The 24,385-nt window shown below is 59.9% G+C and carries 21 protein-coding genes, 1 tRNA gene and 6 pseudogenes; 17 read left to right on the top strand and 11 right to left on the bottom strand.

Annotated elements, in window-relative coordinates; translation table 11 throughout:
• Positions 1-969 precede the first annotated feature (969 nt).
• Positions 970-1,119, top strand: coding sequence for a hypothetical protein (locus IVA91_RS28995; RefSeq protein ID WP_247280266.1), 150 nt, complete (start codon positions 970-972; stop codon positions 1,117-1,119).
• 8 nt (positions 1,120-1,127) lie between these two features.
• On the opposite strand, the gene IVA91_RS29000 is transcribed toward IVA91_RS28995, so the two are convergent.
• The 5 genes from IVA91_RS29000 to ligD all read right to left on the bottom strand — a co-directional run bounded on the left by IVA91_RS29000 (position 1,128) and on the right by ligD (position 6,056).
• Complete coding sequence (locus IVA91_RS29000; RefSeq protein WP_247459717.1) at positions 1,128-2,189, bottom strand: transposase; 1,062 nt, start codon at positions 2,187-2,189, stop codon at positions 1,128-1,130.
• A gap of 171 nt (positions 2,190-2,360) precedes the next feature.
• Positions 2,361-2,720, bottom strand: coding sequence for a cupin domain-containing protein (locus IVA91_RS29005; RefSeq protein WP_247418299.1), 360 nt, complete (start codon positions 2,718-2,720; stop codon positions 2,361-2,363).
• A gap of 266 nt (positions 2,721-2,986) precedes the next feature.
• A complete protein-coding gene (locus tag IVA91_RS29010; RefSeq protein WP_247418309.1) occupies positions 2,987-3,730 on the bottom strand; it encodes a PIN domain-containing protein in 744 nt (247 codons plus the stop codon).
• 5 nt (positions 3,731-3,735) lie between these two features.
• Positions 3,736-4,233 (bottom strand): hypothetical protein, encoded by a 498-nt coding sequence (locus IVA91_RS29015; RefSeq protein WP_247418310.1) that lies wholly within the window; start codon positions 4,231-4,233, stop codon positions 3,736-3,738.
• Between the two features lie 5 nt (positions 4,234-4,238).
• Positions 4,239-6,056 carry a DNA ligase D gene (gene ligD, locus IVA91_RS29020; protein WP_247418311.1) on the bottom strand — a complete coding sequence of 606 codons (1,818 nt, stop codon included), beginning with the start codon at positions 6,054-6,056 and terminating at the stop codon, positions 4,239-4,241.
• Positions 6,057-6,170: 114 nt separating this feature from the next.
• Between ligD and IVA91_RS36885 the strand changes: the two genes are divergently transcribed.
• The 4 genes from IVA91_RS36885 to IVA91_RS29035 all read left to right on the top strand — a co-directional run bounded on the left by IVA91_RS36885 (position 6,171) and on the right by IVA91_RS29035 (position 8,252).
• A complete protein-coding gene (locus IVA91_RS36885) occupies positions 6,171-6,299 on the top strand; it encodes a hypothetical protein (protein WP_256464978.1) in 129 nt (42 codons plus the stop codon).
• A 14-nt stretch (positions 6,300-6,313) separates the two neighbouring features.
• A complete protein-coding gene (locus tag IVA91_RS29025) occupies positions 6,314-7,363 on the top strand; it encodes a glycosyltransferase family 4 protein (RefSeq protein WP_247280272.1) in 1,050 nt (349 codons plus the stop codon).
• A gap of 66 nt (positions 7,364-7,429) precedes the next feature.
• Entirely contained in the window at positions 7,430-7,615 is a 186-nt protein-coding gene (locus IVA91_RS29030; protein ID WP_247280273.1) for a DUF3606 domain-containing protein, read from the top strand.
• A gap of 238 nt (positions 7,616-7,853) precedes the next feature.
• Positions 7,854-8,252, top strand: a complete 399-nt coding sequence (locus IVA91_RS29035; protein ID WP_247418312.1) for a low affinity iron permease family protein — start codon at positions 7,854-7,856, stop codon at positions 8,250-8,252.
• A 105-nt stretch (positions 8,253-8,357) separates the two neighbouring features.
• On the opposite strand, the gene IVA91_RS29040 is transcribed toward IVA91_RS29035, so the two are convergent.
• From IVA91_RS29040 to IVA91_RS29050, 3 genes and pseudogenes are all read right to left on the bottom strand, one after another.
• Positions 8,358-8,597: an alpha-glucosidase C-terminal domain-containing protein gene (locus IVA91_RS29040; protein WP_247459720.1), complete on the bottom strand. Its 240-nt coding sequence runs from the start codon at positions 8,595-8,597 to the stop codon at positions 8,358-8,360.
• Positions 8,598-8,614: 17 nt separating this feature from the next.
• Positions 8,615-10,006, bottom strand: a complete 1,392-nt coding sequence (locus IVA91_RS29045; RefSeq protein WP_247459768.1) for an alpha-amylase family protein — start codon at positions 10,004-10,006, stop codon at positions 8,615-8,617.
• A gap of 174 nt (positions 10,007-10,180) precedes the next feature.
• Positions 10,181-10,380: pseudogene (locus IVA91_RS29050) on the bottom strand (erythromycin esterase family protein); the annotation flags it as partial.
• Between IVA91_RS29050 and IVA91_RS29055 the strand changes: the two are divergent.
• From IVA91_RS29055 to IVA91_RS29080, 5 genes and pseudogenes are all read left to right on the top strand, one after another.
• Positions 10,343-10,516, top strand: coding sequence for a hypothetical protein (locus IVA91_RS29055; protein WP_247418318.1), 174 nt, complete (start codon positions 10,343-10,345; stop codon positions 10,514-10,516). The pseudogene IVA91_RS29050 and the gene IVA91_RS29055 sit on opposite strands and share 38 nt — an antisense overlap.
• A 407-nt stretch (positions 10,517-10,923) precedes the next feature.
• The gene (locus tag IVA91_RS37225; protein WP_247418314.1) at positions 10,924-11,613 is read left to right on the top strand and encodes a P63C domain-containing protein; all 690 of its coding nucleotides are present in this window, start codon (positions 10,924-10,926) and stop codon (positions 11,611-11,613) included.
• A gap of 723 nt (positions 11,614-12,336) precedes the next feature.
• A pseudogene (locus tag IVA91_RS29070) lies at positions 12,337-12,591 on the top strand (transposase); the annotation flags it as partial.
• Positions 12,592-12,829: 238 nt separating this feature from the next.
• Positions 12,830-14,190 (top strand): annotated as a pseudogene (locus IVA91_RS29075) (IS110 family transposase).
• Positions 14,191-14,819, top strand: a pseudogene (locus IVA91_RS29080) (IS3 family transposase); the annotation flags it as partial.
• Positions 14,820-14,859: 40 nt separating this feature from the next.
• On the opposite strand, the pseudogene IVA91_RS29085 reads toward IVA91_RS29080, so the two are convergent.
• Positions 14,860-15,993 (bottom strand): annotated as a pseudogene (locus IVA91_RS29085) (IS30 family transposase).
• A gap of 43 nt (positions 15,994-16,036) precedes the next feature.
• On the opposite strand from IVA91_RS29085, the pseudogene IVA91_RS29090 reads away from it, so the two are divergent.
• The 4 genes and pseudogenes from IVA91_RS29090 to IVA91_RS29105 form a co-directional block, all read left to right on the top strand.
• A pseudogene (locus IVA91_RS29090) lies at positions 16,037-16,314 on the top strand (IS3 family transposase); the annotation flags it as partial.
• 345 nt (positions 16,315-16,659) lie between these two features.
• Positions 16,660-18,039 carry an aspartate aminotransferase family protein gene (locus tag IVA91_RS29095; protein WP_247459722.1) on the top strand — a complete coding sequence of 460 codons (1,380 nt, stop codon included), beginning with the start codon at positions 16,660-16,662 and terminating at the stop codon, positions 18,037-18,039.
• Positions 18,040-18,781: 742 nt separating this feature from the next.
• A complete protein-coding gene (locus tag IVA91_RS29100) occupies positions 18,782-19,096 on the top strand; it encodes a GNAT family N-acetyltransferase (protein WP_346015538.1) in 315 nt (104 codons plus the stop codon).
• Positions 19,097-19,970: 874 nt separating this feature from the next.
• Complete coding sequence (locus IVA91_RS29105) at positions 19,971-20,150, top strand: hypothetical protein (RefSeq protein WP_247277346.1); 180 nt, start codon at positions 19,971-19,973, stop codon at positions 20,148-20,150.
• A gap of 2 nt (positions 20,151-20,152) precedes the next feature.
• Here IVA91_RS29105 and IVA91_RS29110 read toward each other — a convergent pair whose 3' ends face one another.
• Positions 20,153-20,386, bottom strand: coding sequence for a hypothetical protein (locus IVA91_RS29110; protein ID WP_247459724.1), 234 nt, complete (start codon positions 20,384-20,386; stop codon positions 20,153-20,155).
• Between the two features lie 365 nt (positions 20,387-20,751).
• Here IVA91_RS29110 and IVA91_RS29115 point away from each other — a divergent pair, with 365 nt between their 5' ends.
• Positions 20,752-20,958 carry a hypothetical protein gene (locus IVA91_RS29115; protein ID WP_247459726.1) on the top strand — a complete coding sequence of 69 codons (207 nt, stop codon included), beginning with the start codon at positions 20,752-20,754 and terminating at the stop codon, positions 20,956-20,958.
• A gap of 356 nt (positions 20,959-21,314) precedes the next feature.
• Positions 21,315-21,390 (top strand) — tRNA-Ile (locus IVA91_RS29120).
• Between the two features lie 112 nt (positions 21,391-21,502).
• On the opposite strand, the gene IVA91_RS29125 is transcribed toward IVA91_RS29120, so the two are convergent.
• On the bottom strand, positions 21,503-22,672 hold the full coding sequence (locus IVA91_RS29125; RefSeq protein ID WP_247459728.1) for a hypothetical protein: 1,170 nt from the start codon (positions 22,670-22,672) through the stop codon (positions 21,503-21,505).
• Positions 22,673-23,113: 441 nt separating this feature from the next.
• Between IVA91_RS29125 and IVA91_RS29130 the strand changes: the two genes are divergently transcribed.
• Positions 23,114-24,034 (top strand): hypothetical protein, encoded by a 921-nt coding sequence (locus IVA91_RS29130; RefSeq protein ID WP_247459729.1) that lies wholly within the window; start codon positions 23,114-23,116, stop codon positions 24,032-24,034.
• Positions 24,035-24,385 lie beyond the last annotated feature (351 nt).

The raw sequence follows: 24,385 nt of genomic DNA on the forward strand, positions 1-24,385 counted from the left end.
TGGGCTTGGCGAGCTTGGGCTCGATCCGTTGCTTATCGCGCTGTTGAAAAAGATACCGACATCCGGTGACTGGCCTGCCGCCCAACGCGTCCGCTGGTTTCGAACGTTCGCAATGAACGTCTCTCAGGTCTATGATCTGGATAGCGACCCGGTCGAAATGAAGATTGAGCTAGAGGCCGCCAACTGAGGCGCCTTACTCTTGGGTCTCGCGCCACATCTGCTGGCCACACTGGCATCTATAGATGCGCACGGTGCCGCCAGTTCGGGGATTCAGGAGTTTTTGCAGCAGTGGGGGGTTGACTGCACAGCGGTCACACTTGATCTGACTGTCTGTGGGAGAAGGCAGGTCTCGCGCCGACTGGAGGGACATAGCTCTCGCTCCGAACCAAGGCGGGAGCGCTGTGATGTCTCTCGGTCACCGATAGCTGCCATTAAGGGATCGCGCGGTGATGCAATACCTGTACGCCTACAATCCGGTCCTGGCTATAGGAAAGCGCCAAATTGGGCCACCCCCCAAATCAAATTAGGCCACTGAGCCCGGAAACAGGCCACAACCCTCCCTCGAAAGACGAGACGGCCGAGGCGGAACCACCGCCACAGAGTCGAGACGGCGATTTGGCGCGCCGGTCCGCTGGGACTGCGAAGGCACAAATTGCTCAGCCGAGTCAGCAGCACAACCAGAGCTTCGCTGCAGCCTGAGCTGCACCGTGAGGCCGGTAGGCTGGTGTGCGTGATGGGAAGAAAGCTTGGGTGCAAGCTGTCGTCGGCCGGCTGCGTTGGGATCATCGGGCAGTCGCGCTGCTACAGCATGCTCCGCAAAAGCGCGAAGCAGTTTACCGAAAGATCGCGCATAAGCAACAATCTCAAGCGCGATGACGATTCAATCCGAATCGCCTCGCGCTTTAGTCGCGTGTTCGCGGTGGCAGCGACGGTCGGGACACTCACCGCCCCTTTCGCCACCCAGAGCGCGTGAATCGCGTCAACGCCTACTTCGAGGCTTTCCGCTCCGGCGACGAGTACGACGTGGATGCGATCACTCACGTGATGGCCTGCACCTCGCATTTTCCTGGGACGTTCCTGGCGAACTGGGAGTCACCCGAGAACGAGGTGCATATTTGATACTCGGATCAGTGCGGCGGTCTTCGACCGGTTCGCCGCAGCGGCGTCACCGCTGCCGGCTCATCCTTGGCGACGCCATTAGCAAACGAAGCGACGAGACTTGCGTGGGCCCGCTCGATCCATGGGATGAGGCCCGCCTCGGTCTTGCGTCGGATCATCAGGTGGAATTCGGCAATGATCTCGCGTGCCTCGACCAGGGTTGGTACCCCGGCTTCGATTGCCGCTACCGTGACGGTCTCCGCTTTCGTTAGCAAGTCCCGGCCGATTGTCATTAGCCGCGCGATCGTCCTGGCAGACGGAATCCTCTGAAGATTTCGCGCGTCGGCCTTTTCAGCCTGTCGTCTGCGAGTTGCCCATTCGCTGATGACGCGGAGCGAGCCTCGGAAGCCACGCGCTGCTAAGCGGCGCCAAAGTTCAGCTCCATTTGCGGCAGCCGGACGCCCATTGATCGTCGAACCACGGCAAGTGCATATCCAACGAACTTTTCCGGGTTCGGAAGTCGTCGTGACGTTCGCCGCGGACCACCTGTCGCACCAGCTTCCTGCTATGGCCGGTTTGACGCACGCTCTGCTTGATAGGTAGCCATTATTCGACAGAGTCAGGGTAGCCGCGTTGGTCTCCTCGCGGCGCAGATAGCCCTCATACTGGAGGCGCTCAGCGGCCGTGAGCAGCTTGGGACCGATCGTGGTCGCACCGATGACGATGCGTATCTGGCGCATCGACTTGCGCACGGAATCGAGGAAAGCCCGACTGGCGTTCTCCATCAGATGCCAACGATCGGCGACCTGCACCGTGCGGCAGGGCCTTTGCTGCTGCTTCGCCATATCCCCCGCCACGATCGCGGGCGACGATTGCGACGTGGGATGAGCCCAGGCTTGAGCGGTCGCTGGTTCACGATCCGGCAGCAGGGTGACCACCCGGCGCCTTTCCAGGTTGCAGATGATGCTCGCGTATCGGTGATTGCGCCGCCAAGCCCAGTCATCAATGCCGATAACCCTTAGCGGGCCAGCTGGGGGATGGCTACGGCGCCGAACTACCCGAAGAAGCGTATCTTTGCTCACCGGCAGCATTAGCCGCTTTGCAAAGCCTGCTGCCGGTCGACCGCCAAGCGCCAGACCGAGGTGATGGACTAGAAGCTGGACCGGTAATGTGCCTCAGCGCAAGCGGCAAAATCACTCATTCCTTCAGGACAGCGGGACACCGCATCCGCGCGGCGTCCTGCTCATCATGAATTGAGCCAGTCAATGCGCCGGCTCGACAAGCGGCTTGCCTTTGTCGACGATGTGGACAGTCAGCATTTTGAGGGTTTTGTCCCCTGCGATCTTGAACCCGGCGTGAGGGACATCCCGTTTGTTGATGGAGACCCTGCCGGCGGGGAACGACACTTCTTTGCCGTCAGGAAGCGATAATGTGGCGCCGTCGAGAACGTACACGGCCTCTTCTCCATGGTGAGTATGTCTAGGCAGCTCGTTTCCCGGCGGCACGTCGACCACGCTGACGATAATCTCCATATCGGTGCCTGTCAGATCGGCGCGCTTCAGCTCTTGGCGGTTTGACTGTGCGGATGCGGAGACGGTGAGAGCGAAGATCAATGCAGTCACTAGACGAGTCCTATTCTCCCGCTGAAATGGCGCTCGAGGGCGCCTGTTCAAAGGGGGTATTTGATACGCACGCGCAAAGCTGTGCAAGCTGCGGAGCAGAAATGGGTGGTCAATCCACTTCCCCATGCGCTCCACGTCCACTCGCTTCAAGGGCGGATTGCTGTAGTGGCCCGGTTTGGGTCACGAGCCGCCGATCACGCTCAAGCGGGGTGACTTCCGCTTTGGCATGTGGAGCCGACGTTTGTGAGTACAGACCTTAGCCCACGCTATGCCAGAGGCTGTCCTAGTCGCGTCGCCTCCAAGTGCACCTGATCGACACATCGCTGCACCGGACCGGGGTAGTCTTGCTCGATCCAGGGCTCATCGGCAAAGCGAACGTCCTCGATCTTCGACAGCCGAAGGCAGATCCACTTGGCCTGGACCGGACGCTTCGTGCGCGAACTTCCATCCACCAGGAGGACGAATGCGCGCTCCTCGCCGGTGGCGTGGCCCAGAATGTAAGGGCAGACCGTCTGGCACTTGCCGTCACGGCTTACCTGAACGGGCCGGCGTTCAAGCAGCGCTTCTCTGAGCGCCACGAAGACTTCGCTGTGGCCGTCGCTAAGGATCTGGAAGGGGCGCTTGCGACCGCGGTGGGGTCGGTACGCTGGGAAGCCCGGGTTGAAGGTCGCTGCTCGCGTGATCCCCATGCGCTCCATCAGGGCAAAACTCGTTCGGTCGATGAAGGAAAAGCTCTCGTTCGGGAAGCGCGCCCCTATCTCCGAAGCCGCGTCCAGATCGGCGCGGACGATGGGTTCAATCCGAACCCCGGTGCCGCGCAGCCGCTCCCAGAAGACTTCCGCCGCGCCGCGGCCAAATTGGGCTTTTAAAAGCTGGCACGTCTCGACCAGCACCAAGTCCGTCGTGAGGTATTGGTCGATGCTCTGAAGGATCGACTTGGCGCGCTCATTCTGGGCGTCCCGCTTGGCGGCCGCAGCGAACCACACCGAGCTGTCAACGAACGTACTCATGCGCGTCACTCCTGGACCGGGTACTGCCAAATGTCGCGCTTTGGCTCGTTCTCCTCAAGCCATTTTTGCGCGCGCTCTTTCGAGGCAAAGAGCTTGATCCAATCGGGCTCACCGATCGCTCTGGACGCCGGATCGGGCAAGCAGAGCCACACCGATCCCTCGACTGGACCGCCTTCCACTTCATATTCCCAGGCAACGCCTTGGGGATCGTTGTCCTGGAGCCAGGCGTCGGCCGCACGCCCCGATGCAAATACCTTCACCCATTCGGGATCGCCCATCGTGCGCGACTCGCCGTTCTCGTAGTCATCAAGGTAGAGCCATATGGTCCTGCCCTCGCGGCGAGCCGTGTCATGGCGGCGAACCGCCTCGTTCACCCTCTGCCGGTCCGATCGATCGGTTTCAGGCAGTGACATCACCGCGCCGTAGAGATCGGCAGGAATGCTGCGCCTGTCGCCCAGAGGCTTGCAGCGCCATTCCACCCATTGATCGAATGCGTCCGACATATCGGTCACCTCCTCGAGTTGGCGCGGAATGGACTGTCGATGGTGAAGGCGTCCGGCGCGATCCCGCTCTCGATGCGCTTCCAGGTCACGGGCGCTGCGATCGGAAATCCCTCTCGGGCTCTCGGGGAATAGGTGCCGATGGCGGTGGTGCCGCGGCCATTGCGCAGATAGTCCAGGAAGATGCGATCGCGACGCTTTGCCTGGGCAGACAGGAGGTAGCGATCTGGATGGCGCGCTGCGAGCGCGGAGACCAGCTGATGCGCGACCCGATGCGCCTTGTCGTGCAGCACCGGCTGATCCAGTGGCGCCATCAGATGAATTCCTTTGCCGCCGGTGAGCTTTGGCCAGGTCTCGAAACCCTCTCGTTTCATCAGCGCGCGCAGATCGAGCGCGGTCTCCACCACGGCATCCCAGTCGACGCCCTCGCCGGGATCGAGATCGATCACGAGGCGGTCGGCATGTTCGAAGTCCTCGACGGTCGCATTCCACGGGTGCAACTCGACGGCGCCGATCTCGACGAGCCCAAGGAAACCATCCAGGCTGTCGATCCACAGGCGCGTTCCCTGGCCGCCCTCGCGTTTCTGAATACGAAGCTGATGCACGGCCGCCGGAATGTCCTTCGGCAGCGGCCCCTTGTGATAGAAGGTCGTGCCGTGCACGTGACGCACGAGCTTCAGCGGACGATGCCCGAGGTGCGGCAGCGCCTTCTTCCAGACCCTGGTCCAATAGTCTGCGAGTTCTTCTTTCGACGGAGCAACTGCTTCGGGCAGAAGCTGCAGGATGTTCTCTCGGGGGACGCCCAGTTTTGGTCGGCCGGCGACGGACGGTACCAGCCGCGGCGCCTTGACCTTGCGCACCGCAAGATCATCGCGAAAGCCCTTGAACACGGCTTCGCGGAGCAGGCCATCATCTGTCAGCGCGCCATATTGGACCTCGATCTCAACGGTCGGCTCGACCCAAGTCGCCTTCGGCTTTTTGACCGCCAGATCGAGCGGAGAAGTCTTGCGGATCAACGGATCCAGGCGCTCGCGCAATTCGCGCGCCGTCGTCTCGGTGTAACCGGTACGCACCTTGCCGGCGTAGAGCAGCTTGCCGTGATCTTGCCGGCCGATGTAGAGAGACGCGACTTTGCGCGGGCGCGCCCCAAGCTTCTCCACGAAGGCGACGATCGGAAAGGTCTCGCTCTTCTTGCACTTGAGCTTGATCCAGCTCTCCTGCCTGCCCGAGCGGTACGGCTCGCCCAGCCGCTTGGCGACCAAGCCTTCCAGCCCCAGCTTGCACCCCTTGTCGAAGATCACGTTGCCGTCGGCCGCAAGCGCCTCGACATAGATGAAGGTTTTTGGCGCGTCCTTCAGAAGGCCCTGCAGCAGGCGCTTGCGATCCTCATACGCGACGGCACGCAAGTCATAGCCGCCGAGGTACAGGAGATCGAACGCGTGGTAGCGCACACGCTCGCTGCGCTTGGTGCCGAGCTCCCGCCTGAGCTGCTGGAAGTCCGGCAGGCCGCCACTGCCGTACACCACGGCCTCGCCGTCGATGATCGCACTGTTTGCCTTGATCAGGTCGGCGCTCGCGGCGATCGAGGAGAATTGTTCGGTCCAGTCCAGGCCTGTGCGTGAATAGACCTTGGCGTCCCCATCTCGCAGGTGCAGCTGCGCGCGGTAGCCGTCGGCCTTGATTTCGTAGACCCAGTCTTCGCCGCGCGGCGGCCTCTCGCGCAACGTGGGATCACACGGCTCGACGAAACCAGGAATAGCAGCTTTGACGGCGCCATGGACACGCGATACTCCCGAACGAGACTGACGCAACGCCACAGCACACATGCCGATTCAACACCGGCCTGAGAATTCGTTCCCTCCAGAGCCGGGGCAAGTGCCGACGCGAAGGGAACGAACCTTGACGGCCGCCGTTGGTCGCGATTGTTCTGCGAGACAGTCATGACAGCCGTGTTCGCGCCACGTCAGCATTCGCACGGGAATGCCGAAATCTCGGCGGGATGGTTCTTGTTCGCGGTTCTCTTGGGCATCCTGCTGGTGTGCGGCACCTCACGCACCTCCGAAGGCTGATGGCGGCCCGGTCGATGCGGATCGCCCAACTCGCGCCGCTTGCCGAGAGTGTCCCTCCCAAGCTCTACGGCGGGACCGAACGCGTCGTCGCCTGGCTGGTGGACGAACTTGTCGAACTCGGCCATGACGTGACGCTGTTCGCCAGCGGCGACTCGAGGACGCGCGGACAGCTGCATGCGGTCTGGCCCCGCGCCCTGCGCCTAGGCCGCCCACATCCCGACCCGAACGCGGTCTGCGCGATGTTGCTAGAGGCGGTCGCCGGTCGCGCCCGAGAATTCGACATCATCCATGCTCATCTCGACTGGGCTCACTTGCCCGTGCTGGCGCGATCCGGAACGCCGTTTCTGACCACCCTACACGGGCGGCTCGACATCCCCTGTATAGACGAGGTGGTTCGGCAGTTTCGGGCCGCATGCTTCGTCTCGATCTCCGACAGCCAGCGGGCTCCGCTCGCCACCGCGAATTGGTGCGGCACCGTGCATCACGGCTTGCCGGCCGATCTGTTTCGCGCCTCGTATGAACCCGGCTCCTACCTGGCCTTTCTTGGACGCCTCACGCCCGACAAGGGGCCCGACGATGCCATTCGCATCGCGCGTGCGGTCGGAATGCCGCTGCGGATCGCGGCGAAGGTTCCGAGAGGAGAAAGGGGCTATTTCAAGAAGCATCTCGAGCCGGAGATCGACGGCGGAAACGTCGATCTCGTCGGCGAGGTCGACGAGCGGGGGAAACAGCCGTTTCTGGCCGAAGCGGCGGCCTTGCTGTTTCCGATCAAATGGCCGGAGCCGTTCGGTCTCGTGATGATCGAGGCGATGGCCTGCGGCACGCCCGTGATCGCCTACCGGGCGGGTTCGGTGCCCGAGGTGGTCGAGCACGGGGTCACCGGCTTTATCGTGGAGAGCGAGGAGGAGGCGGTCCGGGCCCTGAATCACCTGGACAGAATTGACCGCCGCACGGTTCGGGCCCGCTTCGAGGAGCGCTTCACGGCGGAGCGGATGGCCCGCGCGTACGAAGGTCACTACCGCAAACTGCTCCAGGCGAGTGCAGACGCCAACTGCTGGCCGTGATCGACACTCCTGACATCGGAACCGCGGCATTTCTTCCTGCGCTGGCGAAGCAAGAGGACTCTACTGATGCCAAAAAGCGAAGAAGCAGACGAGCCGGGCCGCAACCAGGATCGCGCCCGCGTGGCGGGCGGACAGGACTACGAAGTCCGCTACGAAGCCGCGAAAATTGGGCGCTCGAAGGCGGCAGTGAAGAAGGCGGTGAAGAAGTTCGGCAGCAGCCCCAAGAAGGTCCAGGGGCGGCTCGGTCGTTGACCGATCCGGCTCCCAACGTAACCGGCCCGGCGGCAATCGGCCGCTGCAGGGTTTGTCATTCCAGGACACGCACTGATGCCGCTCAGTACGTCAACTCTACGCCGCCGGGGCCATGCGCCTAGCAGAATCCTTCCGATACCAAACGACGCGTTTAGGCTGCAACCGCGGCGGGACTGCACGTTTATCGGTACGCCTGCCCGAATCGAGGGGCGTCTAGGAAAACAGAAAGGTGTACAGCATGCGGCAAAGCCAGCACGGACCCGAGCGACATCCGCGGTTCTTCGCCTCGATTGCCAATACAGCCTCGCAGGCGGCTGGACGCGCATCCACGTTTGTCCTGGCTTGCGCGGCCATCGTCATCTGGGCGGTTACCGGACCTCTCTTCCGGTTCTCCGACACCTGGCAGCTCGTCATCAACACCAGCACGACTATCGTAACGTTTCTGATGGTGTTCCTGATCCAAAACTCGCAGAACCGGGACAGCGCAGCCATACAGGTGAAGCTGGACGAACTCATCCGGACCGGTACCGCCCAGAATTCCTTCGTCGGTATTGAGCATCTCTCCGCCGACGAACTGGAGGACTTGCGGACGCGATGCGAGGCGAGGGCTAAGGTTGTCGCGGCCCCAAGAGGGTGAGCGCAGAGTCACGCGCGGCGAAGCGCTCGGCTCACCGCGACTGCCGGGCTCAGATCCGCATCTTTATGCCCGGTAGCCCGACGATGGATTAAGGACGCGATCGCATCAGCCAGAGTCGATCCGAAACCAACGATAGCCATAGCCGTCGAGTTCGATCTCGCCGGCAGGGGTGCCTTTCGCGGGGTAGACTCGATTTCCGAAAAGATCGATCAGCTTGTGGCCGCCCGAAAGCTCGTGAAGTACCGTCGTGCATTCGCCCGGCCCAAGGTTGTGCAGGACAAGCACGGATTTTCCTTCCAGCATATAATGCTGCACCAGGACTGACGAGGAGGCGGCTTGCGGCAAGTTGCAATCGCCCCAACCTATCTCCGGGCAAGTTTTCCGCATCTCGGTGAGCCGACGCAGCCAGTTGAACAGTGAATTCGGATCGCGCTGCTGCGCGGCGGCGTTGACTTGCTTCGAACCGAACTCGCCATCGGTGATCGCCGAGTGCAGCAAACGGTCGTTCGGTGCCGTCGAGAATCCGCCGTTGGGATCGTCGGTCCATTGCATGCACGTTCGAACCGGCCACCGTTCGGGCAGGCGGAGATCGTCCCCCATTCCCAATTCATCGCCGTAATGACCGGCGTGCCCGGAAGACTGAACAGGAGGCTGAATGCCAGCTCGATCCGCCGGCGATCATTGCCCAGCATGCCCGCGAGGCGGCGGCGAATGCCGCGTCCGTACAGTTGCATTTTCGGTTCTGGCGCAAACGCCGCATACACTTGATCGCGCTGCTCGGGTGGCAGGCGGCTCAGGTCCAACTCATCATGGTTGCGCAGAAACTGGGCCCACTGGGCGGACTGCGGCAGCTTCGGAAGTGTGGTCAGACATCGCCGCAGCGGCTCGGCTCGGTCTTCCGCAAGCGACAGAAACAGGTGCTGATTGACCAGGAAGGCGAACAGCATGTGGATGCGCGAGCCGTCGCCGAAATATCTCGGGAGTTCGGAGGCGCGCACGTTGGCTTCCGCCAGCAGCACCGAGTCGCCCTTGCGCCACGACAGGAAGTCGCGCATTTCGCCAAAGAACTCGTAGTGACGTTTCGGCGATCGGTTCGGACGGACCTCTTCGACGACGAACGGGGCCGCATCGATCCGGAAACCGGATACACCGAGCTCCAGCCAGAAGCCGAGAATCTTGAAGATTTCCTCGCGAACGGCGGGGCAGGTGATGTCGAGGTCGGGCTGATATTGATAGAAGCGATGATAGTACCAGGCTCGGGCGCGCAGGTCGTAGGTCCAGACACTGGATTGAAAGCCAGGGAACACAATCCCGTCTGCGCTGTTCTCCGGCTCCGTGTTCGCCCATACATAGTATTTGCGATAGGGCGACGCAGGGCCGGCTCGCGCCTGCTGAAACCACGGGTGCTGCTCCGACGTATGGTTGATCGGCAAGTCGACGATCAGCCGCAATCCGCGGAGTCTCGCCTGATGGCTGAACTCGACGAAGTCACCAAGCGTGCCGAGGGCCGGCGCCACATTGTAGTAATCAGTGACGTCGTAGCCGTGATCCAGCCCCGGGCTGGGATAGAACGGAAGCAGCCACAGGCAAGTTACCCCCAGCTGGGCGATATGATCCAATTGCTCGATCAGCCCTGCGAAGTCGCCGATGCCGTCGCCGTTGCCGTCCTTGTAGGTGGCGACGTTCAGGCTGTAGATGACGGCATTTTTGTACCAGAGATCGAAAAATCTTCCCGTCCACAGCTGCGGCGGCACCTTATGCAAAAAGGCGTCAGGGAGTAAGCTGACGCCCGCGGATCACAACCGGCATGATTGCCGCTTGTTCCCGGCGAGGATCGTTCGCGCGTCGCTCGCCGCAACATGAACTGCACTTTTGCTTCGCACGGATGGCATTGCATCACCGTTCCTGAACTCCTGTGGGCGGCCGCTTCACAGCCCGAATGGATAGGTGTCCGGAACCCCGGCGCGGCGATGCTCCGGTCCCAGCGGCCTGACCGCGTGCGTTCCGTCCAGCCACGAAACACATCGAATTGCTAGGGTAATGACGCTTCCGCGTGATGGCTTTGCAGCTCGCTGTGCGGGCGATAGGTGATGCCGATGAAAGGCTCCAGGCGCGGCTCGACGACCCTGCTCAGGTTTTCGAACGCGGTCGCTGATCTGGGGGTCACGGCCGGAGTGGTCGGGAAGGCGGCCGACCTGAAGGAGCAGGCCGAACGACCTCGAGACGCTACCAGTGACGACGCGCCCGAGGCCGCCGGCGAATAGTCCATTTCGGGTTATTTTCGGAGCCGTGCGTGACCGATGCCATTCCATTCTGGTGTCGAGGACGAATCCACGATCCAGCAACCTGTGCAGGGAGCTCTATCGGATGGCGCGTTCGAAGGCGGACGTCACGCACTCGGGGCAAGAGGCGCTTTCTCGGTTTCGCGACGACCGCTCCAGATATCGTGCAGTGCTGACGGACGTCGGCATCGGCGCCGGGGCTGGACGGCCGGCTCCTCGCCCGAAGGATCCGCGAGATCGATCCCGATTTTCCGGTGATCTACATGATCGGCGGACACGCCGAGCAGTGGAAGTCCTAAGGCGTGCCGAACAGCATCCTCATCGGAAAGCCGTTCGCGCCGTCGCAACTGGTTACGGCGATCTCGCAGCTTCTGAAGCCGACTGCCTGAGTGCCCATCGAGCCTGGTCGACCTAGGCGTCAGCCGACGCTTGGCCGCTGCGGGCGGGGGTGCCTGGTCGCAGTCTGCGACACCTGGCTGCGTGCGAGAGAGGCGGGAGCCCTGCAAAAGCAGCAACTCGCTAAAGCTCAAAAGGCGGAAATTCTTACCCGCGCCCTCGCGCATACTGCGGTCGTTGCGCTGATCGATGAGGCAACTGGCTACGAGAAAGTTCGCCCGCAAAATGCTCTGCAAGAATACTTGGCAATCATTGTCCGAAAAGAGCTTGCCGCATGGGTGAAGAAGTTCCCGGATGATTTCTACGAGAACATTTACAAACTAAAGGGCTGGAAGTGGCCCGGCATGTCTAAAAACCGCTATAGCGTTGTTGGACATTACACAAACAATCTTTTCGAGCGCCTAGCCCCGGGGCTACTGAGGGAATTGCGCGTCAAGACTCCGAACAATGAAAAAGGACATCGCCCGAATAAAATGCATCAATGGCTTACGGAGGATGTTGGCGACCCCATGCTGGCGCAGCACCTGCACAGTTTGATGATGTTTCAGCGGCTCGCCATTGCGAACGGTTTCGGTTGGCAGCGATTCCTGCACATGGTGGATCAGGTATTGCCGCGTCGGGGTGACACGTTGCAGCTTCCGTTTGAGGAACCTGATTTAGATAAGAAAGAGGCCGCCAACTGAGGCGGCCCTACTCTGCTACGTCCTGCACGGGTCGGATTTTCTCGGCGCGGCTAGCGAGGACTTCGTAAGTCTTGGCGACCTTACGGAGGCTCTCCCTCGTCTCTGGAAACTCGCAGTTATCAGCCTTGGTACGAAACTCCTCCGCTCGCATTCGCCAGTACTTCGGCGGTCGCATACGCTCGATGCCCATGGCCAACCTCCCGAATTGGTCCATCCTTTCCCAATCCATTAATGTACATGCCGCCCCGGATGTTCCGCTGGAAGATACACGTCAAAAGTCGCATAGAACAAAACAGGCCACTGCGAAATTCAAATCAGGCCACTAGGGGTTAAAACAGGCCAGCGCCGGGCAACGAGTGAGAACAAGTCGGTGACCGAGAACGGATTGCGAACCGCGGCTGCGCTGATGAAAGTGAGTGTCAATGACTGTTTTCTCGAGAACTTCCGGGAAGCGCTCGAGTTGTGCAAAGAGGACTGGGTTCGTGATGACTTGACCACGATTACATCGAACGGCCTCCCACTTTGCTCCTCGACGGCCAAGTTGACAGTTCGCAGAGCTGACGAAGCCGAGATTGTCATCTATGGAAACGGAGCTATCCAAGCTCAGACCGAAGACTTGGTCCATATCTTGTCGATTTAGATCGAGCGTAGCGACCTCCGTGTGAGCTGCTGCCGGTTTGATGGACACCAGGATTTGGTGTTTCATGAAGCCGGAGGTGGGCGATGAAGAGACGGAAGTTCAGTCGCGAGTTCAAGATCGAGGCGGTCAAGCTGGTTAGGGAGCGTGGGGTGTCGGTGGCGCAGGCCGGGCGCGACCTGGATGTTCATGAGAACGTTCTGCGCAAATGGGTGAAAGAGTTCGGCTCCGATCCGGTGCAGGCCTTTCCCGGCCACGGGCAGATGAAGCCGGAGCAGCAGGAGATCGAGCGGTTGCGCCGTGAGGTCGCCAGGTTGAAGGCCGAGCGGGATATCCTAAAAAACTGTCCAGCGTTGTGGCGCGCCTGCGCGGGGTAGAAACAGCCTTGTGGTATCTTCTTGGCTGGGAGGGTAGCGGCCGTCAGCTTATTGGAGGCAGAATCCCCGTTAAAAAACGTGGTCCATGGGTGCATGCGAAACTTGGGAGTGGTGACGCTGCTCCGGCGGCGATCCCGATTAGGAAGATGACGATTGGCATAACCCTGACCCTCCTGCCCATTTTTAAATGGAGGACCTGCTTATGCCCAAGATGACGACGGGTGACCGCCCGGAGTTGAAGCCGGTCAATGTCGGCGCGGCCGCCATCGACATCGGATCAAAGATGCACATGGCTGCGGTGAACCCAGCCTGCACTGATATACCAGTGCGCACCTTCGGCACATTCACAGAAGACCTGCATCATCTGACGGACTGGTTTAAGGCCTGCGGCGTGACGAGTGTCGCGATGGAATCCACCGGGGTCTATTGGATCCCGGTTTACGAGATCCTGGAGCAGCGCGGGTTTGAGGTCATTCTGGTCAATGCTCGCTACGCAAAGAACGTGCCCGGGCGCAAAAGCGATGTCAGCGATGCCGCATGGTTGCGCCAGCTTCATTCCTATGGCCTGTTACGCGGCAGCTTCCGACCTGATGCCGAGGTTGCAACCCTGCGCGCCTATTTGCGCCAGCGGGAGCGGTTGGTATGCCGCTGCCATATCCAACATATGCAGAAGGCCCTGATGGAGATGAACCTGCAGCTCCATCACGTGGTTTCGGATATCACGGGCGCGACCGGCATGCGGATCATCCGAGCTATTTTGCGGGCGAGCGCAATCCCGACGTGTTGGCAACCTACCGGGACGTACGCTGCCATTCTTCCATGGAGACGATCCGCGGCGCACTGGTGGGCAACAACCGACATGAACATGTCTTCGCCCTGACCCAATCGCTGGAACTCTACGACATCTACCAGGCGAAGATGCTGGACTGCGATCGCAAGCTCGAAGTCTTGATCGCTGCGTTGGGCAACAGAGGGACGAAACCGGGCGGAAAGCTATCCAGGCCACGCGTAAAGACCAAGCAGGTCAACACACCCACGTTCGATGTCAGGACCGCGCTGCATGGTGTGCTCGGCGTCGATCTGACCGAGATCCATGGATTGGGTCCGTCGCTCGCCTTAAAGCTTATCGGCGAGTGCGGCACAGATCTGAGGGCATGGCCGACCGCCAAGCACTTCACCTCCTGGCTCTGCCTCGCACCCGGCAACAAGATCTCCGGCGGCAAGGTGCTGTCTTCGCGTACGCGACGATCCTCCAGTCGGGCAGCTGCGCTGTTGCGGTCGGCGGCCACAACGGTCGGTCGAAGTGATACAGCGCTGGGAGCATTCTATCGTCGGCTGTCCTCACGGGCAGGTAAGTCGAAGGCGGTGACGGCGACCGCCCGCAAGATTGCGGTTTTATTCTACAACACGCTCCGGCACGGCATGAGCTACAAGGATCCGGGTGCCGACCAATATGAGCAACAATATCGCAGCCGCGTCGTCGCCAACCTTCAGCGGAGGGCCAAATCGCTAGGCTTCGTCTTGCAGGCCATTCCCGGGGACGCCAATCCGGCTGTTTCTTAGGAAGGCCGCAGCCTACTTCGCGAAGGAAGCGACATGAAGTTCGCCTTCGTCGCGAAGCACCGGACGATCTGGCCGGTGGCATGGCTATGCGATGCGCTGGGAGTGTCGCGGTCGGGCTTCCATGCCTGCGCTGAACCGCTCTCCCAGCGCCAGATCCCGCAGCGACGAGGAGCTCGGCGGCAGGGTCAAGGCCAGCTTCGCCGCCAGCGACCGCACCTATGGTGCGCGCCGGGTGTGGCGTGATCTGCTCGCCGATGGGGCGGACTGTGGCCTGCACCGGATTGAGCGGCTGATGCGCCTGCAAGGCTTGAGGGGCACGGCCGCGACGTCGGCGCTTGCCGAAGGACAGCGGCGATCGACAGCTCGAAACGATGCCGGCCAACCTTCTGGACCGGCAGTTCGCTGCCGAGCGTCCGAACCAGAAATGGATCGCCGACTTCACCTATCTCTGGACGGCCGAAGGCTGGCTCTATGTGGCAGCGGTGATCGACCTGTTCTCACGCCGCGTGGTGGGCTGGTCGATGAGTGCCGCCATGACGGCGCAGCTCGTGACCGACGCATTGTTGATGGCCGTCTGGCGGCGCGGCAAGCCGGATGCGCTGTTGCATCACTCCGACCAGGGTAGCCAGGGCGGATTCAAACGGTCGTCGCAACACCAATTGTTTTCACTCATGACAGTAATTCGTCAAGCGCTTCTGCCGGCGTTTTCCAGCCCAGTGTCTTTCTCGGTCGGGCGTTGAGGGCCGCCGCTACAGCGGATATCTCGTCGGCGCTGTGGATGCTAAGTCTGTGCCTTTCGGAAAGTACTGCCGCAGCAACCCGTTGGTGTTCTCGTTAGTGCCGCGCTGCCAAGGGCTTTGCGGGTCGCAGAAGTAGACTTGGATGCCCGCATCGATCTTGAGGCGGTCGTGCTGAGCCATTTCGGCTCCTTGATCCCAAGTCAGCGTGCGACGTAGTTCTTCGGGCAAAGTGATGATGGTGCGCGAGATCGCGTCACGCACGGCTTCCGCCCCGTGTCACGCAAGCGCAGGTCCGTTCTTCTTGCGCGGAGCTTCGCCATGCCCCGCTAATCGGGGAAGGTGCAATAGCATAGTGAAGCGCGTCGTGCGTTCGACCAACGTGCCGATCGCCGAGCTGCCAAGACCGAGGATGAGGTCTCCCTCCCAATGTCCCGGCACGGCTCGATCCGCCGCTTCAGCGGGGCGCTCACTGATCATGATCTCCGGCGAGACAAAGCCCTTGCCCCGCCTGCGTACGCGCCCCCTGGGCACGCGCAACACGGGTCCGGTTCGCAAGCAGGCCGTCAGTTCGCTGCGTAGTACACCGCGGCCCTGAACGAAGAGAGCCTGATAGATGGCTTCGTGGCTGATGCGCATCGTCTTGTCGTCCGGGAAGTCGATCGGCAAGCGTCGGGCAATCTGCTCAGCGCTCCATGCCTTGGCCCATCGTCGATCCTTTCGCCGGCCATGCCGGCGGCCGTTCCACTGAACGATGGGGCCAGCAATACAAGCTCCGCTCGGGGCTACAACACTGCCGGCAAGTCTCTCCTCCACATAAGTGCGCAAGGAGAGGCTTGGCCGAAGATCTGAACATCGCTGGTGGCATGCCGCCTGCCTTTCGCAACAATCTGCTTCCGACAGGTTGCGATAAGCCGGCCTCGAACGCAGCATCTTCGCTGCTCTGCCCCGTGGCAATCGCCTTCCAAAATCTATTCTGTTCATCGCGTCCGGCCACAGACGGCCGGCCTGCCGATGGCAATGGCGCTCGTCCTGACCGCGCCGAACGTCGAATTACAACTTTCATCGCAACCTCCAACTTCAGGGTGTTGCGACGACCGTTAGAATCCGCCCAGTACACCAGCGAACAGTTCCAGCGCCTGATGGCCGACCACGGCATCGTTTGCAGCATGAGCCGCTCCGGCAACGTCTGGGACAACGCGGCGATGGAGAGCTTCTTCTCCTCGCTCAAGACCGAGCGTACGGCCAACAAGATCTATCGAACCAGAGATGAGGCACGCGCCGATGTGTTCGACTACATCGAACGATTTACAACACGACCCGCAGGCATTCGACCATCGGCTATCTCAGTCCGGTTGAGTTCGAGCGCAAGGTGGGATTAGCTTAACCTGGTGTCCATCAAACCGGCAGCAGCTCAAACCAACAAATTGTATAGCCGACTAAGCTGCCCGCGATTCCGTTCACGCGTCCTCCCGGGCTACTGAGGTCGTCGTGCTCTTAGCCTTGGCGTCGCACCATCATTTTGGCGCAACTACCAACCTTGGTTGCGCCGGGCCTCTTTTCGCTACATCCGATTTCGCTATTGTTGAACGGCAACGTCGAACGGACAAGGATGCGACTCCAACCTTTCGGTGGCAGCAAGTGGGCCCCCATCGAGCCATAAGGTGGGGGCGCTTATCCCTTAGAATATGGCTCGAGACCCTCTGATGCAGAGTAGGAGAGGAAGCAGAAAATGTCCCACAGATTCAACGAACTCTGTGCTTGGGACCGCGATCACCTCTTGCACCCGGGGACGCACATCGGCGCGCATGCGCGAGGTGAACTTCCAACTCGCGTGATCAGCGGGGGCAAAGGAGTCTACATCACTGATAAGTCTGGGCGAACCAGCCTTGACGCCTTTGCGGGTCTTTTTTGTGTGAATGTCGGATATGGCCGCCAGAAGATCGCCGAGGCGATTGCAAAGCAGGCGAACGAACTCCCCTATTACCACGCATACGATGGCCACGGCACAGAAGCCCCGATCACGCTATCCAGGATGATCATCGACCGGGCGCCGAAAGGCATGAGTCGCGTCTTTTTCGGTCTATCAGGCTCGGACGCGAACGAGACAAACATCAAACTAATTTGGTACTATAATAATGCGCTTGGCCGACCGGAGAAGAAGAAGATTATCTCTCGCTGGCGAGCCTATCACGGCTCAACCGTCATGACAGGCTCGCTGACAGGCCTTGAACTGTACCACAACGCCTTTGATCTACCGCGTACGCCAATTCTCCACACTGAAGCTCCGTACTATTTCCGCCGCGCTGATGCGACCATGAGCGAGGAGCAGTTCGTCCAGGCCTGCGTCGACAAGCTTGAGGCAATGATTGTAGCCGAGGGTCCCGATACAGTCGCGGCGTTCATCGGAGAGCCGATCCAAGGTGCCGGCGGCATTATTCCGCCGCCCACCGGATACTGGGCGAAGGTACAGTCGGTTCTGAAGAAATACGACATTCTACTCATCGCGGATGAAGTCGTCTCCGGATTCGGCCGCTTGGGCAGGATGTTTGGTTCCGACCACTACGACATCAGACCGGACCTGATCACAATCTCAAAAGGTCTGACCTCCGCGTACGCTCCTTTGTCCGGCGTCATTATTTCGGACAAGGTTTGGCAGGTTTTCGTGAAAGGCTCCGATCAACTCGGTAGTATCGGTCATGGTTGGACTTGTTCCGCCCATCCTATCTGCGCGGCGGCTGCTATTGCAAATCTTGAGCTAATCGATGAGATGGACCTGATCACGAATGCTCGCGATATTGGAGCCTATCTCCAGTCCGCACTGACTGAGGCGCTGGGCGATCATGGAAACGTCGGCGAGGTGCGCGGCGACGGGCTGATGGCGGCGGTGGAATTTGTCGAGGATAGGGATAATCGCATCCTCTTCGATACATCAAAAAAAGTGGGTGAGCAGGTCGCCGCCGCGCTGCTTGAGCGTGGCGTTATCGGCCGCGCCTTGCCGCAGGGCGACATTCTCGGGTTCGCGCCGCCGCTGTGCTTAACAAAGCACGAAGCTGATATCATCGTCGAGAGTACAGTGGACGCAGTCAATGCTGTTTTTGCCACTTTTTGAAAAGGCCGCCTTACACCGGCTACCTCGCGCACCTGCCAATATCGCTTCAAAATGCGGCGGAATTATCCTTCCCAGCGATCCTGCGAGTTTCCGTCGGCTGGCCCTTTGGAATACCACCAGCGTCGCACGGCTTCCCAAATAGTACGCAACGTATCGGTCGCAGTCGAGCTTGCCGTCTCGACTCCGAACAAGCATGCATGCTGATGGAACCAAAACTCTTTATGTCGCGATACTGACGAGTGAGTTCTAGTGAATAGGCGTTAGTGCGACTTAAAATCCGGCGACGATTGTTTTCCAGAAGGAACAGAGCCGGTCGTGGATATTCAAGAGGTCATCCCCGATGAAGGGTAAGACCGTATGTCCGTCTCTGCCGATGAGATAGCTCGCCTTACACTGCGCGTCAGCCGATCCTCATCGCAGGAGGACAAGCCGTGGCAGATTATAGGGAAGCATTCGTCGGAATCGATGCCAAGCTGAGAAACGCCATCCGATTGCTGAGGCAGGCCGGGAAGAAGAAGTTCGCTTCTTCGGCGAGGTCGACGCTTCGGCAACCAACATGGGTCGCATCATAGCGCGGATCGAGTCCGGGGATAGCGATGATGTATGGCATCTGCACAGAAGCGCATCGCAGGATGTTGGTGTGTGTGGCCCGGAAGGCGGCTTGGGAGGATGATTAACGCAATATCGGGGAAGTATACATCGCCTCGGGCGGAGACTTCGTAGTTGCGCATATTGGTGCCCGATTCGCTGCCATGGGTGGGCTGAACGTTTTGACGATGATGTCGCAGAACTTAGACGTATGCGGGTCGACCCCGTCTTTCAGCGACGAGGGTTTGGAAGGAGCGTTCTTCGTGAATTGGAGTCGCGAGCTGTAGCTCTCCGTTTCAAGTGGGTAATGCTCGACACAACAACGATCCAAGTAGGGGCCCAAAGACTTTATGAGAGCGCTGGCTATGTTCGCCGCAGGGAAGGGATGTTGCATGGATATGCGGTGATCTTTTACGAGAAAGCGGGCTCATTCGCCAGGATGACCCCGCATGAGCAAATGAGGTTGTGAGACCGGATAGTCCAGTGGAGCTCTACGGACGCGCAACGAGCACAAATTCAGTCACTTGCCCCCGACTATCGCCCAAACGCCCAAACTCGCCCTTGGGAATGATGTCGAAGCGCTCAGATAAAACCGTCACATCCGCGAGGACTTTCTCGTTGAGTCCCGCGAGATCTGCGATCGGAATGAATCGTGTCACTGTAGCTGAAGGAGTCGAAGGTTTCGCGACCGATAGGCCTCGAACGCACGCACAAACTCACGCCTGGCCGAACCAGCTTTGAATTCAAAACGAGAGCTGATACGGTGCGCCAGCGGCGGATAGGCGAAGACGCTCTGGAGCGTCGTGGGCTCGCGACGTGAGCGGATGCGCGAAGCGTCGTGGTCAGCGGAAGTCGGGGCCGCCTATTCAGACGGACGATCGCCACCTGCATGAGCGTGGGACAGACTTAAATTGCAGAGCGAGTGGCCCCGGCGCCATGCGCGCGGCAAAACTCTCCAGCCAGGGCAGCGTCGCGATCTTCGAGACGATATAGCGCATCAGGTCTCCCGCCTTCTCCGAACTGCATCGTTGACGTCGAATGCCTCAACTGCACGCAGCAACAAACGCATGATTCGCCGGGGTACCCCTGGCTATGTCCCGATCTGGTTTGCCAGCCGGCATACAAATCCACCTCGATTCAACCGCAACGGGCGCGTCCAATCGCCCCCTACGTCGGGTCAGCTTATGTTCGTCGTCCTTCCAGATCGTGATGCTACTCGGGCGGTATCGACCGCTTGCGTGCCGTAGCGCTCGCAGGCTCGCAACGAAGGACCCAGCTCGTACCCTCTTGGATCACGACTGAGTACCAAATCTGCATCGAGCAGCTGCGGATCGGGTCTCACCATGTTCGTGGTGCTCACGCCCCCCATTCGGATCAACTGCCATTCCGTAGTCTGGTTCAAGCAGCTCTCGCAGGCGCTCGATGCGAGCGAACCGGAATGGATGGACCGGTTTGATCATCGGGCCAAGCCCCTCGGGTCGAATGCGAAAAATCGGATGATGAAAATTACGAGCGCGCGTTGACTTCATGAGTCGACCTGTCGGTTCTCCGCCGAATGCCAGTCCGCGCCGTGGAGGCGGACCATCTCCCGACGGGACCGCTCGATGAAGATGCGCTCAACGCAAAAGCCGGCGGTCACTGAAGCCGCCAGCGCAAGGCCGCAGACCAAATAGTCATTCATGAAATTCAAAAACATGTTGCAGCCGGCGACTCCTACAAAACTAAGTGCCATGACCGTATTGCGAAATGCCTTAACCATGTTGCCCCCAGGCAGTCGACGAGGGACTTCTACCATCGCAACCATGGCGATTAGCAGCGTTTGACCCTTGTGATGCGCCGTCTTTCTGCTCGATCAGCTTGGGTCCGGCCGCGCTTTCGACGGCCGTGGGTTCCCCATTGCTCGGCGCAGCTCATCGATCGAGCCCGGCCTCGGCGCGATCCACACCATCTGGGCGCGTCCCCGCCTCTATCACTTCCAGCCTGGCCTATTCCGGGTGGCGACAGCACAAGCGAGAACCGGATGCCTCTCGCCTTCAACTCGCGCAACTCGGGTGGCCGATTGCTTAACCAGATCCGATCCAAGAACGTGAGAGTGACCGAAAGATGTGACTTGAGATCGGCATTTTGACTGCCAATGTAAGCGGTCACGGCGCGATAATTGGCCAGATCGTTCGACGTGTCGAGCCGCAGCACTGTGGACAGGATTTCGGCATCGACGGCGACATGGCTGTGACGGCGCCAAGCGAGCTTCACCGCGAGGTCGGCAAACCGCTCAGCCTCAACGAGTCGTTGCTGATAAGCGAAAGCGATAAAGGCCTAAAAGCCGGCTGATGCGTGCAATCCCTCTCTCGCCGTGGGAGGCCGGCGCAGTAATCACGGGCCTGTCAGACACGAATCGGAGCTCCAGAGATGATAAGCGTCATTGCCATCGTGTGGCGGCGACTGCCTGCGCGCCCAGTGGACCAACGCGAGAAGCTCACCTAGTCGGTCGGCCTGTTCTGTTCAGCAAGAATGAGCTAAGGCATGACTCAATCGGCACTTCTCGGGAGGGAGGGTAAGCGTCGTTTTCAGCGCTTACGAGGGAGGAGGAGCGGAGGGAGGCTCTTCAATGGGATTGCCAGAATGCCAGCCATTCTGTAAACGAGCCCCGCGCCGGTCCGAGCGTCGTTCAGCGGTCGCCAGCAGCGGGGCCTGTAGCTCAATGGTTAGAGCCGGCCGCTCATAACGGTCTGGTTGCAGGTTCGAGTCCTGCCGGGCCCACCAATGGTATCAATCATCACTTATGCTTTTGGCGAAAAACCGCGTGGACCGTTTGGTGGACCGGGTGGATTCTTTCGGACCAACCATGAAGAGACTATCGCGCTCGCGGCAAACGTCAGCTTCTGTCTAAATGCTCTTCGATGGCTGCTGCGATCGTGCCGTTCTTCACTGGGTCAATGCGATCCGCTTCCCGTTGCGCCCAGTTCGCCCATTTCTCGAATCCCGATTGTCCCGTCGCTGTTTCAGCGACCCGCAATCGTGCCGATTCCACATAGGTTCGAATCTGATTGGCGCGGTCGAACGCCTTCGCTTGAGAAAGCAAACGTCCGATCCGTTGCCTTTCCGACTTCTGCTGAAGCTCGCGTGCCTTGCGCTCGGCCTCGTCCAGCCGCCGCTTAATTTCAGCTTCGGCTTCAGCTTTTCGCTCAATGATCCATTCTCTATGTCGGGCGAGGCCGTTGCGGTAAGAAGCCTCCGCACTGAGCAGCATTTGCACCAAGATTTCGGTCAGCTGATTTTCGAGTTGGCTTTCTTCCCGATCTTCCCAGGATTTGTCGGTGTTCGAGCGATCACGCTCTCTGCCGAAAACGAGACATAAGCGCTCGCTCTGGCCTCCTTTCTTCGATTTGATGGGCTCGATGGTAAAGCAGACGTGGGCCTTGCCAATCGTGATCCATAGATCTCTCTTGCCGCCGGGCTCTTCTACGTATTTCGACGTATTCATTAAGGGTCGGCACCCGATGCGAGCGGCCGTCAAGAAGAGAGCGTTTATGATCAGTAGGCGCCGCCGCGCCGTTCCTGCGTCGTATTTTGGCGCGTACAAGCTGTGACGCTGCTTGGCGAATTCCTTACGTCGTTCTTCATCATGTGCCAGGAGCTTCGCTACGAGCGGATGTGCAGGCTCGAATTTGCGCTCGCAGCGGACCTGCCCCACCAACTTTCTGGAGCGCTCTTCGACGGAAGACATGTCCTCCTCGAAGGTCGGAATAGGTGGGATCGTAACGTCTTTGAATCTTTCCGTCCAATCCGCGCCCCAATAATCGTTGCGTGGCGGTTCACCAATCCGATCGGAAGCACCGGGGAAGCGAGGCGGCAACGCGATTTGGGTGGTCGACCTTCCGGCTTGTTTGCGCGCCCAATATCCTCGGGTCGGCACAGGGATGTCCGCGTTCTTACAATGCTTAGCGAGCGCAACATCGGAGATACCGACATTCGCTGCCACGGTTCTCATCGGCTGAGACCACACCAAGTCGTACAGCTCCTTCCGGATATATTCACCATTCATGATTGCTGCTCTTAACATCGAGAACTTCTCGGTTCCTGTGGGACGACCGGGCGCGGAACATGAGTTCTCCGTTGCTTTTCAGTCGTCAAGTCGCGCGGTGGCTCGACCATGGCTGCGCCGGCGCCAACTGCTCTGTTAGGAGTCATCCGCAAGTTAGGAAAGTGCTAGATGATCCGCGCGTGCTGTGAAGCGTCGTTCGCCGTCACAGGCCTCGTTTCAGCAACGGCACACTTCCTGATCACAAGATCAACACTCTGAACCCTGGACCCTCGGCCGCTTGCCGCTGCGCGCAGCCTGAGATCACAGATTATCAAGACAGACACTCGAAATCCGCCACTCGAATTCCCGCGGCGACCTTGATCCAACGGAACCGCGGGTTTCAACCGTCCGTAGACCATCTGAGAAAATGCAAGTAAACTAATGGATTGAGGGGGATTTGGGATGACGGAGCCACTTTTCGAGCCGATAACAATATCGTACCGAGGACTACTCGCCGACCAACATCTCGTGGACGCACAGCAGTTCGGCCGATCGCTTATGGGCGCGACTAAGCTCGCGAATAGCATCTGTCACGAACTTTTCTGGGAGAACATCACGCACGACCCGCGCTCTTACCACATACGCTTTTGCGTGGGGCCGAGCCGCGAGAACGGCCTGCTGCAGGAGATCTTCGCCATCTCCAATTCGGGACAGCTCCCGCTCTATAGTCCGATCCTCATCACGGTAGCGAAGAAATTCATCGACCTTTCGAGCAAGGCGGTCATCGATAAGGTCCTGTCGAAGAAGGACAGCAATAATGCCGTTGATCGGATCCATGAACTCGCGATGGCCCACAACGAGTTCGCGAAACAGGTCCACGAAGGCCATATGCGCGATAAGGCCTGGCTACAACGGATGATCACAACCATGACACGCGAGAACCGCGCCTCGGTCCGACAGCTCCCCGACCCGGTCGGAAAGACTGTCAATCACATGCAGATCGGTGACGCGAGCGCCGCTACCGTGATCGACGAGCCCGCAGCAGAAGTGCTCCGATCGCCGGATACTCTCAGCCTCGGTGATAAGGAGGAGTATGTTGTCCGCATTCACGGCGTCTTCAAAACAAACGGCGCCTGTCGGGTCGAAATCCTGAACGAGCCAAAGAAGAAGATCGTCTCCGGGAAGATCGCCGACGATGCACTTGGCAAGCCTGGGAACGTGTACACCCGCGCACTTAATGAAGGCCTCGTCCTCAAGGTCGTCGCACAGCCGACGATGAGGGATGGAAAGATCAACCGGCTCTTCATCACGCACGCCGAGATTGCAGAAAGGAACTCGTCTAGCGCGTACCACCTCAGCTCGGCTCGTCTCCGCGTTCTTTAACTTCCGGCCAACGCGATACGGTGAACGCCTTTTGTACAATGTGCGTCGGAACACCATGGAAAAGTCGCAGCCGCGGCAGTCTGGAATCCCCGCCCTGTATTAGCCGGAGAGGGCGACTCGCAAGCATTCGTCTCCGGCAGGAGCGATCTCGATGCTGATGTTCAAGGAAAGGTGGCCCACGATTCGAACGCCGCGGGGCTGGTCGATCTCGGTGCTGCAGGAGGCCGGCGCCCTTCGCGAATACCAGGAGCACGGGTGGATACAGGACCGCTCTGCCCAGTATGCCCGAGAGCGCGCCCTAGGCGTCGTCGGTCAGGACCCGCCACGCGGCGGCTCTCCGGAGGAAGCGAT

Source organism: Bradyrhizobium sp. 153 (genome assembly GCF_023073835.1).
Lineage (GTDB): Bacteria > Pseudomonadota > Alphaproteobacteria > Rhizobiales > Xanthobacteraceae > Bradyrhizobium.